At 70.1% G+C, this 13,228-nt stretch carries 11 protein-coding genes and 2 tRNA genes; 2 read left to right on the forward strand and 11 right to left on the reverse strand.

Translation table 11 applies throughout. From position 1 onward, the window contains the following. Positions 1-115 precede the first annotated feature (115 nt). The 9 genes from ACTIFU_RS09340 to ACTIFU_RS09380 form a co-directional block, all read right to left on the reverse strand. Entirely contained in the window at positions 116-1,048 is a 933-nt protein-coding gene (locus tag ACTIFU_RS09340; RefSeq protein ID WP_439578033.1) for an ABC transporter permease, read from the reverse strand. A gap of 3 nt (positions 1,049-1,051) precedes the next feature. After that, positions 1,052-2,041 carry an ABC transporter ATP-binding protein gene (locus ACTIFU_RS09345; protein WP_439578034.1) on the reverse strand — a complete coding sequence of 330 codons (990 nt, stop codon included), beginning with the start codon at positions 2,039-2,041 and terminating at the stop codon, positions 1,052-1,054. Beyond that, positions 2,038-3,033 carry an ABC transporter ATP-binding protein gene (locus ACTIFU_RS09350; RefSeq protein WP_439578035.1) on the reverse strand — a complete coding sequence of 332 codons (996 nt, stop codon included), beginning with the start codon at positions 3,031-3,033 and terminating at the stop codon, positions 2,038-2,040. Before ACTIFU_RS09350 ends, ACTIFU_RS09345 begins: the two co-directional genes overlap by 4 nt. 7 nt (positions 3,034-3,040) lie before the next feature. Next, a complete protein-coding gene (locus ACTIFU_RS09355; protein WP_439578036.1) occupies positions 3,041-4,669 on the reverse strand; it encodes an ABC transporter substrate-binding protein in 1,629 nt (542 codons plus the stop codon). Positions 4,670-4,692: 23 nt separating this feature from the next. Continuing rightward, complete coding sequence (locus ACTIFU_RS09360) at positions 4,693-6,267, reverse strand: ABC transporter substrate-binding protein (protein WP_439578037.1); 1,575 nt, start codon at positions 6,265-6,267, stop codon at positions 4,693-4,695. Positions 6,268-6,290: 23 nt separating this feature from the next. After that, positions 6,291-7,928, reverse strand: coding sequence for an ABC transporter substrate-binding protein (locus ACTIFU_RS09365; RefSeq protein WP_439578038.1), 1,638 nt, complete (start codon positions 7,926-7,928; stop codon positions 6,291-6,293). A gap of 39 nt (positions 7,929-7,967) precedes the next feature. Further along, entirely contained in the window at positions 7,968-9,536 is a 1,569-nt protein-coding gene (gene pehA / locus ACTIFU_RS09370) for a phosphoric/sulfuric ester hydrolase PehA (RefSeq protein ID WP_439578039.1), read from the reverse strand. 309 nt (positions 9,537-9,845) lie between these two features. After that, positions 9,846-9,919, reverse strand: a tRNA-Gln gene (locus tag ACTIFU_RS09375). 22 nt (positions 9,920-9,941) lie between these two features. Continuing rightward, a tRNA-Glu gene (locus ACTIFU_RS09380) sits at positions 9,942-10,017 on the reverse strand. Between the two features lie 162 nt (positions 10,018-10,179). On the opposite strand from ACTIFU_RS09380, the gene ACTIFU_RS09385 reads away from it, so the two are divergent. Both ACTIFU_RS09385 and ACTIFU_RS09390 read left to right on the forward strand, forming a co-directional pair. Beyond that, positions 10,180-10,770 (forward strand): TetR/AcrR family transcriptional regulator, encoded by a 591-nt coding sequence (locus ACTIFU_RS09385; RefSeq protein WP_439578040.1) that lies wholly within the window; start codon positions 10,180-10,182, stop codon positions 10,768-10,770. Positions 10,771-10,806: 36 nt separating this feature from the next. Further along, positions 10,807-11,535 (forward strand): MBL fold metallo-hydrolase, encoded by a 729-nt coding sequence (locus tag ACTIFU_RS09390; protein WP_439578041.1) that lies wholly within the window; start codon positions 10,807-10,809, stop codon positions 11,533-11,535. 6 nt (positions 11,536-11,541) lie between these two features. Here the strand turns inward: ACTIFU_RS09390 and ACTIFU_RS09395 are convergent, their stop codons facing one another. After that, a complete protein-coding gene (locus ACTIFU_RS09395; protein WP_439578042.1) occupies positions 11,542-12,063 on the reverse strand; it encodes a cytochrome P460 family protein in 522 nt (173 codons plus the stop codon). 63 nt (positions 12,064-12,126) lie between these two features. Beyond that, positions 12,127-13,182: a threonine aldolase family protein gene (locus ACTIFU_RS09400; protein WP_439578043.1), complete on the reverse strand. Its 1,056-nt coding sequence runs from the start codon at positions 13,180-13,182 to the stop codon at positions 12,127-12,129. Positions 13,183-13,228: the final 46 nt, after the last annotated feature.

Here is a 13,228-nt window from a genome sequence, read left to right on the forward strand (position 1 = left end):
GCGAGCAGCACCACCGGTGGCCAGGCCTCGAGGAAACGCGCCAGCGCGCCGCGCGACGGCTCGGCCGCCTCGGGCGACGGCAGGATCGCGACGGCAACGTCCTGCGGCGCCATGCTCAGCCTCCCGTTGCGCGCGCGGTGCGGAGCCGCGGGTCGATCCAGCCATAGAGCATGTCGACGATCAGGTTCGCGCACACCATGGTGATGGCGACCAGCAGCAGGATCGTCTGCACGATCGCAAGGTCGCGGTTCGAGACCGCGATCACCAGCAGCCGCCCTACGCCCGGCCAGGAGAACACGCTCTCCACCACCACCGCGCCGGCGACCAGGCTGCCGACCATGAAGCCGATGATCGTCACGGTGGGGATCGCCGCGTTCGGCAGCGCGTGGTCGGTGACGACACGGCGCCATGGCAGCCCCTTGGCCGAGGCCGCGCGGATATAGGGCTGGCCCAGCACTTCGAGCATCGCGGAGCGGGTGAAGCGCGCCAGGATCGCCGCGCCCGACAGCCCGAGCGTGATCACCGGCAGGATCGCGTGCCGCCACGACTCCGCCCCGCCCGAGGGCAGCCAGCCGAGATTGACCGCGAAGATCAGCACCAGGATCAGCGCCAGCACAAAGGACGGCACGGTGAACCCGGCGACCGAGATCACCATGGTCAGCCGGTCGGCAAGCCGGTTGCGGTTCAGCGCGGCGTAGATCCCGGCGGGAACGCCGATCAGCAGCTTCATCGCGAAGGCCGGCAGCGTGAGCGCGAGCGTCTCCGGCACGCGCTCCATCACCACGGCGAGCGCAGGCCGTCCGTCACGCATCGACTGGCCAAGGTTGCCCTGCGCGACCTGGATGAAATAGCGCAGGTACTGCTCCCACACCGGCCGGTCGAGCCCCCAGGCGGTGCGGAACGCCTCGACCGCCTCGGGCGGCGCGTCGACCGACATGATCAGCAGCGCCGGATCGCCGGAGAGGCGCAGCACGACGAAGGCGAAGGTGACGACCGCAGCGATCGTCAGGCCCGCGCGCAGCAGGCGCGAGAGGAGGTAGCGCAGCACGGGTCAGGCTGCCTTGCGCATCGCTGCGTCGCCATGCGCAAGGTGGCAGGCAACAAGACGGCCATCGGGCAGCGGCTTCAGCGCCGGTGTCTCAGTTCCGCACGCGGCGACGGCGATCGGGCAGCGCGGATGGAACGCACAGCCGGACGGCACCGCGATCGGGTTCGGTGGATCGCCCTCCAGCACGATGCGCTCGCGGCCGGCGCGCTGCCGCACCACCGGGATCGCAGAGACGAGCGCGCGGGTATACGGATGCGCGGGCTGGCGGAACAGCGCCTCGGGCTCGCCCTGCTCGACGATCCGGCCGAGATACATCACCGCCACCTCATGCGCGACCTGGCGCACCACCTTGAGGTCGTGGCTGATGAACAGGAAGGCGACGCCAAACCGCGCCTGGAGGTCCTCGAACAGGTTCAGCACCTGCGCCTGGATCGAGACGTCGAGCGCGGAGACCGGCTCGTCGGCGACGATCAGAGCAGGCTCGAGGATCAGCGCGCGTGCGAGCACCACGCGCTGGCGCTGACCGCCCGAGAGCTCGTGCGGGTAGCGGCCGGCGAGATGCGGCTGCAGCCCGACCGCGTCGAGCAGCGCAAGGACACGCTCGCGCCGTTCCGCTCTGCTCCCGACCTTGTGGATCTCCAGCGGCTCGGCGACCTGGCGCAGCACGGGCAGGCGCCGGTCGAGCGCGCCGAGCGGGTCCTGATGGATCATCTGCATGCGCTGGCGCAGGTCGCGCCAGTCGGCAGTGGCAGGCGCCGGCAGCGCCTCGCCCTCGAAGGTCACGGTGCCTGCGGTCCAGGGGATCAGGCCGAGCACCAGCTTCGCTGTCGTCGTCTTGCCGCAGCCCGACTCGCCGACCAGCGCGAGCGTGCGCGCGGGCGGCACGTCGAACGACACGCAGTCCACCGCGCGCAGGGTGGCGTGGCGGCCGAACAGGCCGGTTCGTAGCGCGTAGTGCCGCGCAAGATCGCGTGCCGAGAGCAACGCGGTCATGCAACCGCCCGTTCGCGCTCGGCCACGGCAGCCGTGCCTGGACGCAGGCAGGCGGCACGATGTCCCGAGGCAAGCAAGCGGAACGGGGGAATGGCCGCCGCGCAGGCCGACTCGGCACGCGGGCAGCGGGGTGCGAAAGCGCAACCAGGTGGCAGGCGCGTGGGCTCGGGCACGGTACCGGGGATCGCGGCGAGGCAGCGGCGCGGCCCGTCGAGATCGGGCAGCGCATCGAGCAGGCCCTGGGTATAGGGATGCTGCGGCGCATCGAACAGTCTGTCGGCCGCGGCCTCCTCGACGATGCGGCCGGCATACATCACCGCCACGCGGTCGCAGTTCTCCGCCACCACGCCGAGATCGTGGCTGATCAGCACCATCGCCATGTTGCCGTCACGGCGCAGTTCGCCGAGCAGGGCCAGAATCTGCGCCTGGATGGTGGCGTCGAGCGCCGTGGTGGGCTCGTCGGCGATCAGCAGATCAGGCTCGCCCGCAAGCGCCATCGCGATCATCACGCGCTGGTTCTGCCCGCCCGAGAGCTGGTGCGGATAGTCATCGAGCCGACGCGCCGCCGCAGGGATGCCGACACGGTCGAGCAGACGCAGCGTCTCAGCCCGCGCGGCCGCGCCGGCGAGCCCGCGATGCAGGGCCAGGGCCTCGCCGATCTGCCGTCCGATCCGATGCACCGGGTTGAGCGACGAGGCCGGGTCCTGGAAGATCATCGCGACGCGCTTGCCGCGCACGGCCTCCAGCACGCGCACGGGCGCGCCGACGAGTTCGGTGCCGTCGAGCAGCACCGAGCCGCGGATCCGCGCCCGCGATCCCAGAAGACCGAGTGCGGCGAGCCAGGTGACCGACTTGCCCGAGCCGGACTCGCCGACCAGGCCGACCGCCTCGCCGCGCGCGACCGCGAGATCGACCCCATGCAGCGCGCGTACGACGCGCCTGCCGGTATCGAAATCGACCGTCAGGCCGGCGAGAGTAACGAGTACACCCATGCCGCGCTCACGCCGGGAAGGCGAGGTTGCGCGCGCGGAAGTCCATCAGGAAGGACTGCGCCGCCTGCCAGCGGATCTCCTTGCGCTTTGCGGTGAAGGTCGCGGTCTGGTGCAGCACGGTGTAGGCTGGGTCTTCGCGCTCGGCGATCTCCAGCAGGCGCCGGAACACCGCGCGACGGCGCGCCCGGTCGGTCGAGGTCTCGAGCTCGACCGAGAGGCGGTTGAACTCCTCGTTCGTCCACTCGCCGACCTGCTGCTGCTGGCCGCGCGGCCCATGCTGGTTGGTGATCGAGGACACCGGATCGTTGAACGGCGCGGAGTTCGACCAGTCGCGCACGCCACGAGGGCTGTTGCGATCGAAGATCTGCTGCCAGTTCTCGCGCATCTCGATCTGGACGTTGAGCCCGACCGCGCGCCACATCTCCACCAGGATCTGCGCGGTCGCATTCTGGTTCGTGTAGTAGTTGTTCAACAGGCGATACGGGATCGGATCGCCGCGATACCCGGCCTCGCGCAGCAGCCGCCGCGCTTCGGCGGGATCGTAATTGGGAACGTTCCAATCAGCCTGGAACATCTCGCCGTAGTAGTCCCACTGCAGCCCCTTGGGCACGCGCGTGCGGCTGGCCCAGAGCGCCTCGACGATCGCATTGCGGTCGATCGCGTGCGTGAAGGCGCGCCGTACGCGCGGGTCCACGAGTTGCGGGTGGTTCTTGTCGAACACCGTCAGGCGGTGGTTGGTGATCAGGCTGCCCGCGACCTCGAAGCGCGGGTTGCGCTCGATCGTGGCGATCTGGTCGGGAGGGATATCGCAGGCAAAGTCGTACTCACCCGAGAGCAGGCCGTTGATGCGGCTCGCGACCTCGGGCACTTCGAGGAAGCGGATCTGGCGCGCCGGCGGCCGCCCGCCCCAGTAGGCGTCGAAGGCGGCAAGGGTGAGCGCGGTGTCGGGGCGGAACTCGGCGATCATGTAGGGGCCGGTGCCGATCGGCCGGCGCGCCCAGGCTAGCCAGGACTCGGCTTCGGCGAAGCCGCTGCGCGAGAGGATCACGCCAACATTGCGCGCGATCCGCCCTTCGAGCGTCACGTCGGGCGTCCTGTTGACAAAACGGACCACGCCCTCGCGAACGATCTCGATGCGCTCCAGCGCCGGATAGGTCCGGCGCGCGACCGCGGGGACCTCGGGCGGGGGCGCCTTGCCAGCGGCTCCCGTCGCGGTGGGGGCTGCAAACAAGGTCCCGCCCTGGCGCTGGTCCGAGCCGCCGAACAGGCGCTCAGGGCCGAAGCTGAACACCACGTCCTCGGCGGTCATGGTGTCGCCGTTGTGGAACGTCACGCCCCGGCGCAGGTCGAGCTCGACCGTGCGGTCGTCGATCCGCCGCCATGCGGTGGCAAGCCCCGGCCGCTGCGACAGGTCGCCAATCCAGTCGGTGTCGATCAGCATTTCCGCATAGGAGTTGAAGGTGCGGCTGCCGACATTCGACTGCTCGCGCGCGGTCTCCAGCGTGTTGCTGTTGGCGATCTTCTGGACCGCGATCGTCACGGTCGGGCGCTGGTCGGCCTGGCCGATCGCGAAGCGCGGCAGCGCCGCTGTGGCCATGGTTGCGCCGAGCGCGGCGCGACGTGTGATCCTGGTCATGGCAGACTCTCCCTCCTGTGCCGTCAGGCGCCGAAGCCGAGATTGTCGGCGCGGAAGTCCATCGCCCAGCCATGCGAGGCGTTCCAGCGGATGTCGCGCCGCTTGGCGGTGAAGGTCGCGGCCTGGTGCAGCACCAGGTAGCCGGGGTCCTCACGCTCGATGATCTCGAGCATGCGCCGGAACGCGGCGCGCCGGCGGGAGCGGTCGAGTGAACTCTCCAGCACCTCCACCTCGGCGTTGAACGCCTCGTTGGTCCACTCGCCCTGGAGCTGGAGCTCGCCGCGCGGCCCCATGCCCCGCACCAGCCCCGAAACGGGATCGTTGAACAGCGAGGTGTTGGACCAGTCGCGGATGCCGCGCGGGGTGGCGCGATCCTGGATCTGGTTCCAGTTCTCGACCATCTGGATCTCGACGTTCAGCCCGACCGCGCGCCACATCTCGATCATGATCTGCGCGTTCGAGACCTGGTTCGTGTAGTAGTTGTTGAGCAGGCGGTACGGGATCGGATCGCCGCGATAGCCTGCCTCGCGCAGCAGGCGACGCGCCTCGTCGGGATCGAAGCGCGGGTTGTCCCAGCCATCGATGAACATCGGCCCGTAGAACTCGAGCTGCAACCCCTTCGGCACGCGCGTGCGGCCGGACCACAGCCCCTCGACGATCGCGGCGCGGTCGATCGCATGCGTCATCGCGCGGCGGATGCGTGCATCGGCCAGCACGGGATGGGTCTTGTCGAAGGCGAGGATGCGGATATTGTTGATCGGACTGCCGAGCACCTCGTAGCGGCGGTTTCGCTCGATCGTGACGATCTGGTCGGGCGGAATGTCGCAGGCGAAATCGAACTCGCCGGACAGCAGCCCGTTCATCCGGCTTGCGACCTCCGGCACCTCCAGGAACCGGATGTGGCCCGCCGGCGGGCGACCACCCCAGTACGCGTCGTGCGGCTCCAGCACGAGCTCGACATCGGGGCGGAAGCCAGCGATGCGATACGGTCCCGTGCCGACCGGTGCGCGGCCCCAGGCCAGCCAGTTCGGCGCTGCCTCGAACGCCCGTTGAGACAGTACGACGCCGATGTTCTGCTGGATGCGCCCTTCGAGCGTCACGTCGGGGGTCTTGTTCACGAACCGCACGACACCGGGCCGCACGACCTCCATGTGCTCGATCGCGGGAAAGGTCCGGCGCCCGGTGGCGATGACCTCGGCTGGCGGTTTGCGTGCCCCGAGGGTCTCGGCGCCGAACAGGCGGGGACCGAAGCTGAAGGCGACATCCTCGGCCGACATCACCGTGCCGTCGTGGAAGCGCACGCCCTCGCGCAGATCGAACTCCACGGTGCGGTCGTCGATCCGCCGCCACGCCATCGCGAGACCCGGAATCGGCTTCAGCTGATCGCGCCAGGCGGACTCGATCAGCGTCTCGGCATAGTTCGAGTAGACGCGGTAGCCGACATTGGACTGCTCGCGCGGCGTCTCGAAGGTGTTGCTGTTGCTGATCTTCTGCACCGCGACGGTGATGGAGGGGCGCTGGTCGGCCTGGGCGATCGCGAAACGCGGCAAGGTCGCGGCGGCGGTCGCCGCCAGGGCCGCACGGCGGGTGAGGCGCATGGTCTCTCTCCTGGTCATGAGGCTCAGCCCGAAACGCCGCCCCACGCCTCGGCGCGGAAGTCCATCGCGAAGGCGGCCGGCTGCCGCCACCGGATCGCCTTTGGCTTGGCAGTGAAGGTCGCGTTCTGGTGCAGCACCGTGTAGGCAGGGTCCTCGCGCTCGGCGATCTCGATCATGCGGCGGAACACGACGCGGCGGCGTGCGCGATCGGTGGAGGTTTCGAGTTCGATGGCGAGACGATTGAACTCGTCGTTGCGCCACTCGCCCTGCTGCTGCTGCGACCCGTTCGGGCCGTGCTGGCTGGTGAGCGACGAGACAGGGTCGTTGTAGAGCGCGGAGTTCGACCAGTCGCGGATGGCGCGGGTCTCGCCCCGCTGCATGATCTGCTGCCAGTTCTCCACCATCTGGAGCTGCACGTTCAGCCCGACCGACTTCCACATCTCGACCAGGATCTGCGCGGTCGCATTCTGGTTCGTGTAGTAGTTGTTGAGGCAGCGATACGGGATCGGATCGCCGCGATAGCCTGCCTCGCGCACGAGCCGCTGCGCCAAGGCGGGGTCGTAGGCCGGCACCGTCCAGTCGGCATGGAACATCGGGCCGTAGAACTCCCATTGCAGCCCGGGCGGGACGCGCGTACGCCCGCCCCAGAGCGAGTCGACGATCGCCTGGCGGTCGATCGCATGGGTCATGGCGCGGCGGATGCGCGGGTCGGCGAGCTGGGCGTGATTCTTGTCGAATACCGTCAGCCGGTGATTGTGGATGGTCGCGCCCTGAACCTCGAAGCGTGGGTTGCGCTCGATCCCGGCGATCTGGTCGGGCGGGATGTCGCAGGCGAACTGCACCTCGCCCGACAGCAGGCCGTTCACGCGGCTTGCCACCTCCGGCACCTCGACGAAGCGGATGCGGCGCAGCGGCGGGCGGCCGCCCCAGTATTCGTCATGCGCCTCAAGCACGAGCTCGACATCGGGACGGAACTCCACGATGCGATACGGCCCGGTGGCAACCGGCTTGCGCGCCCAGGCGAGCCAGGACGCGGCGGCTTCGAAGGCACGGCGCGAGGCGACATCGCTGCCGTAGCGGCCGATCCGGCCCTCCAGAGTCACGTCCGGCACGGCGTTGACGAAGCGCACCGTGTGCGCGTTCACCGCCTCGACCCGCTCCAGCGCCGGCCAGATCCGCCGCGCGATCGCGGGCACCTCGGGGGGCGGCGCCTTGCCGCCGGCGACCGGCGTCGCTGAAGTGACGCGCAGCGTCTCGCCGGCGAGGATCGGGCCGGTGTCGCCGAACATCCGCTCCCGGCCGAAGCTGAACACCACGTCCTCGACCGTGAGCGTGTCGCCGTTGTGGAACGTCACGCCCTCGCGCAGGTCGAGCTCGACTGTGCGGTCGTCGATCCGCCGCCAGGCGGTGGCGAGCGAGGGCACCGGGCCCTGGTCGCCGAGCCAGTTGCGCCCGATCAGCCCTTCCCAGATCGAGGTGTAGAACACCCGCTCGCCGACATTGGACTGCTCGCGCAGCACTTCGAGCGTATTGCTGTTCGAGATCTTCTGCACCGCTACCACGATCGACGGGCGCTGGTCGGCCTGGCCGATCGCGAAGCGGGGCAGGGTGAGCGAGCCGGCCGTGCCGGCGAGGATGGAGCGACGGGTCAGACGAGGCATGGCGGGGGGACCTCCTGTCCTGTGGGCGTCGGGGACCGTTCAGGGCGCGGGCCGTCGTTCCTCCAGCCCGTGCGGGGTGGCGCGGAAGTGGGTGAGCGTGCGTTCGGCGTGGCGCAGCCGATGGGTGAGCAGGCGTTGCGCGTAGTCCTTGATCCGCGGTGCGAGCGCCGGGTCGTCCGCGCGGTTCGAGAACTGGTGCGGATCCTCGCGCAGGTCGAAGAACAGTGGCGGCAAGCCGGCGAAGTGGACGTACTTCGCCTCCGCGTCCTGGATCACCGCGAGGCTGCAATGATCCATTGGCAGACCGAGCGCGGCCTCCGGATGCGAGTAGAACACGTCGCGGAAGTCGAACTCGTAGGTGATGGCATCGCGCCAGTCGCGCGGCGGCTCGGCCTCGATTAGCGGCAGCAGCGAGCGGCCATCGACCGCCCGCGGCACCTCGCCTCCGAGCCAGTCGAGGATGGTGGGCATCACATCGACGCTCTCGGTGAACGTATCGAGGGTGCGCCCGCGCGTCGCCTCGGCCTCTGCCCGCGGGTCCTTGACGATCAGAGGGATGCGGAAGCTCTCGTCGAAATAGCCGAGCTTGCCGAGCAGCCAGTGATCCCCAAGCTGCTCGCCGTGGTCGGAGGTGAAGATCACCAGCGTGTCGCGCCACTGATTGGTCGCATCGAGATGGTTGAACACCCGGCCGAGGCAGTCGTCGATCTCGGCGAGCATGCCGCAATAGGTCGCGCGCATCTGGCGCACCGACGCCTCGTCCAGCTCGGAGGCGAGGCCGCTCGCGCGCTGGAAGAACGAGCCTTGCGCGACCGCACCGAGATAGTGGCCGAGCAGCGGGTGCTGCGCGCCCTCCTCCTGTCGCGACTCGGCCCGGACCGGCGCCGTAACCTGCTCGGGCCGTACCATCGCGTGATAGGGCGCCGAAGCGACGAACGGCGGGTGCGGCCGGTAATAGCCCAGGTGGAGGAACCACGGCTTGCCGTTGCGCCCCTTCAGGTAGGTCAGCGCGCGCTCGGTGAAGAAGGCGCTGTCGGAGAGTTCCTTCGGAATGCGCGCCGGGCGGTCGGTGGCGCCCGGCACCGCATCCTCGCCCTCGGGCAGCCAGATGTCGGCGCGATTCGGCGGCAGCGCGTAGCCGTTCTGCGCAACCCAGCCGAAGTACCCGTCCATCCCCGGCTCAAATGCGCCGACGCTGCGGAACCCGTCCATCAGGTCGCCGAGCACGAGGAAGCGCGGATCGCGCGGCGACGTCGTCCGCGGGTCGGGCGTGGTGGTGGTGTAGCCGATCAGCGCCGGATCATAGCCGATCGCGCGCAGTGCCTGGGCAAGCGTGAAGTGGCGCCGATCGAGCGGCACGGTGTTCTGCACCGCGCGGTGGTTCATCAGATAGAGCCCGGTGAGCAGACTCGCCCGCGCCGGACCGCACGGCACCGCCGTGGTGACGTGATTGCGGAAGGTCACACCCTCGCGCATCAGCCGCCGGATGTTCGGCAGCTCGATCGGCAGCGCCGGCGAGCCCGGCATCATGTCGGCGCGCCACTGATCGACGACGATCAGCAGCACGTTGCTGGCGCGTGCGGAGGTTGCGCCGGGGGTATCGCTCATGCGCTGAGAGGTGCCAGGGCATGGTGACCTGGTGATTGCGAACGGGTGAAGCTTCGATGAAGCTCAGTTGAGCCACCGACGTCCGGCCCCGGAGGTCGCGCGGCCGAAGCGCGATCCGCGACCGCTACAATCGGCGCCTGCGTGTCGGGCGACGCGGCGCAGGGTCTGCTTCTCCGTGCTGGCCGAGACCCTGGACGCCGCAGAGGCGTACCGCGTGCGCACGATGGCCGAGACGCGGGAAGGTGCCTGGCGGTGCAGCGCCGCGGCTGGCGCACCCGGGGTCGGGGGCGCTGCGGTCTGCGCCCGGGCTGGCTGGGGGACCTGGATTCGAACCAAGGCTGCCCGGGTCAGAGCCGGGAGTTCTACCGCTAAACTATCCCCCAAGCGCCCAGCATGTGGCGCGCTTGGCGTCCCGTAGGGGATTCGAACCCCTGTTGCCGCCGTGAGAGGGCGGTGTCCTAGGCCTCTAGACGAACGGGACGGCGCCGCCCGGGGACATACAGTCCCATCCGCTGCGGATCAAGCCGCTTCGGCGTCGAGGCCGAGGCACGCCGCACGCAAGGGCGCGGAGGCGGGCACGGCGAGGCTTTGTTGACACTCGCGCGCGGCCATGATATTGATTGAACGTTCGGTCGAGAAAAACATGACCCCCCGCCGCTACCGCGCCGACCGCCGCGCCCAGACCACCGACGCCACACGACGGCGCATCGTCGAGGCGACCGCCGCACTGCACGCCGAGCAGGGCATCGCGGCGACCTCGATGAAGCAGATCGCCGCCCGTGCGGGCGTCGGCGTCGGCACCGTCTATCACCACTTCCCGAGCTACGACGACGCGATCCTCGCCTGCGGCCAGCACACGCTCGACACCGCGCCGCCACCGGGTCCGGAGATCTTCGACGGCGCGCGCACCGTGCCTGAGCGCCTCCGCTGCCTCGCCCGCGCGGTGTTCGCCTGGTATGCGCGCGTCGCCGCCTTCGAACGCGTCCGCTGCGACCAGCACCTGCTGCCGGTGCTGCACCGCTTCGTCGCCGAAGAGGAGCAACGCCGCCTTGCGCTCGCCCGCGAGGCGCTGCGCCCTGCCCGCATGACCGAGGATCGCGCGGCCGTGGCCGCCGCGCTGCTCGACGTCGCTGTGCTCCGCGCGCTCGCCCGCGCGGGCTTCACCACCGAGGACGCCGCCGACGAGGTCGCGCGCGTCATCGCCGCCGCGCTGCCGGGCGCACCCTTCCGCTGACCCGAACCCGCCGGCACGCGCCGGCAAGGAGACGCCATGGATCCCCGCGTCGCCGAGATCGCCGACGGCATCTACCGGATCTCGATCTACGTGCCCGAGATCGCCCCGCCGGCGGGCTTCACCTTCAACCAGTTCCTCGTGCTGGGCGACGAGCCGCTGCTGTTCCACACCGGCTTCCGGCGGATGTTCCCGCTCGCGCGCGCGGCACTCGCGCGCATCATCCCGCCCGAGCGGCTGCGCTGGATCACCTTCGGGCACTACGAGTCGGATGAATGCGGCGCCCTCAACGAGTGGCTCGCGATCGCGCCTGAGGCGCAGGCGGCGCATGGCCAGACCGGCGTGATGGTGTCGCTGAACGACCTCGCCGATCGGTCCCCGCGCATGTTGGCGGACGGCGAGACACTCGACATCGGCGGGCGTCGTCTGCGCTGGATCGACACGCCGCACATTCCGCACGGCTGGGACGCCGGCGTGCTCTTCGACGAGCGCACCGCCACGCTCCTCTGCGGCGATCTGTTCGCCCATGTTGGCGACGGCCCCGCGGTGACGGACGGCGACGTGGTCGGCCCCGCGATCGCGGCGGAGGAGATGTTCCGCGCCTCCAGCCTCAATCCGGGCATGGGCGCGACGATCCGCCGCCTCGCCGGGCTCGCGCCGCGTCGGCTCGCGATCATGCACGGCTCGTCCTTTGCCGGCGACTGCGCGGCCGCGCTCGGCGCGCTCGCCGAGGACTACGATCGCCGCGTGCGCGCGGCGTCCGCGTAGCGGGCCTCAGCGGCGCTTCTGTACGTAGTCCCAGAAGTCGAAGGCGAAGTCCTGCGCGGGGCGCGCCTGGAGGTGGCAGGTGAAGCACGCCTCGACCGAGGCCGGATTGCGGCGGCCGTCACCCATGAAGCGGGCGTATTCCCACTCGCCGTTGCGCTTCTCCGGCCCGTAGCGCTCCTTCTGCTGCGCGGCGACCGCGATCCAGCCAGGCACCGGGATGAACCGGCCGCCGTGATCCACCAGCAGAGTGCCCTGCGCGTCAACCCGTGCGCGCGTGTCGGCCATGATGATCACCGTGCCGTAGGGCAGCGGCTCGCCGGGCTTCGCTGCCTCGTACGCCTCGGGGTTGACGTAGAGATGGCGGATGATCTTGCGCTCCGCCTTGTCGACGGTGGCGAAGCGGATGAACCGCGACTCCCAGTCGGTCGGCAGCGTGATGTTCTGCGGCCCGGGTGTGTAGGTCTGGGCGAGTGCCAGCGTCGCGAGTCCCGCAAGACCCGCAGCGGCAGCGAGCAGGCGACACGACATGGCGCTTCTCCTCACCCGGCGGCAGGAGTGAACGCCCGGCGGCCACCTCGGCGCAAGAGGATGTCAGGCGGCCGCGGCGGTCGCGCGGCCGGCCGCGGCCAGGAACGCCTCGACATCCTCTGCGCGCGTGTTCCAGGCAGTGACGAAGCGCACCAGGTTCGGATCCTCGGGGCGGGCGCGCACCGGGAAGCCCCCGGCCGCCAGCCCGGTGCGGATACCCTCCGGCATGTGCACGAACACCTCGTTGATCTCGGTCGGGTGGATCAGCCGCACGCCGGGCAGCGCGGCAAGCCCCGCCGATAGCCGGCCCGCCGTCGCATTCGCGTGCCCGGCGTTATGGGCGGCGACGCCGGTCTCGACCATCGCCAGCAGCTGCGCCGAGAGATAGCGCATCTTGCTGAACACCTGCCCCGCGCGCAGCCGGCGCTGCCCCATGAAGCGGTTCAGCCGCTCGGCATGCGGCGAGGCGCGGAAGATCACCACCGCATCGGCGCACATCGCGCCGTTCTTGGTGGCACCATAGCTCAGGATATCGACACCGGCGCGCCAGGACAGCGCGGCCGGCGAGCAGCCGAGGCGCGCGCGCGCATTCTCGAAGCGCGCGCCGTCCATGTGCAGCACCAGCCCGCGCGCATGACAGATCGCCGCGATCGCGGCGATCTCGTCGAGCGCATAAACCGTTCCGGCCTCCGTCCCTTGCGTGATCGTGATGACGGTGGGCGGGGCCGATTGCAGCCGGTCAGGTGGCAGGGCGGCGAGCAGCCGCTCGATCGCCGCCGGATCGAGCCGGCCATGCGCGCCGTCGAGGGTGATCAGCTTGCCGCCGCCGGAGAAGAACTCGGGCGCCCCCGACTCGCTGGTGTTCACATGCGCGTTCACGTGACAGAGCGCCGCACCCGGCGGCGGCATGGCGGCGGCGAGCGAGAGCGCATTGGCGGCGATCCCGGTCGCCACGGGATGCCCATGCACTGTAGCCTCGAAATAGCTGCCGAACGCGTCGTCGAGCCGTGCCGTCACCTCGTCTGCGCCGTAGGGGGCGGCGTCCCCCTCGTTCACCGCGAGGATCGCGGCGATCACCTGCGGGCACACGGCGGTCACGTTGTCGCTGCGGAACAGCATCGCTCACTCCCGTCTTGTGCCGCGCCGGGCACGCCAGTCAGGTCAC

This window comes from Elioraea sp. (assembly GCF_051860475.1).
GTDB lineage: Bacteria > Pseudomonadota > Alphaproteobacteria > Acetobacterales > Acetobacteraceae > Elioraea.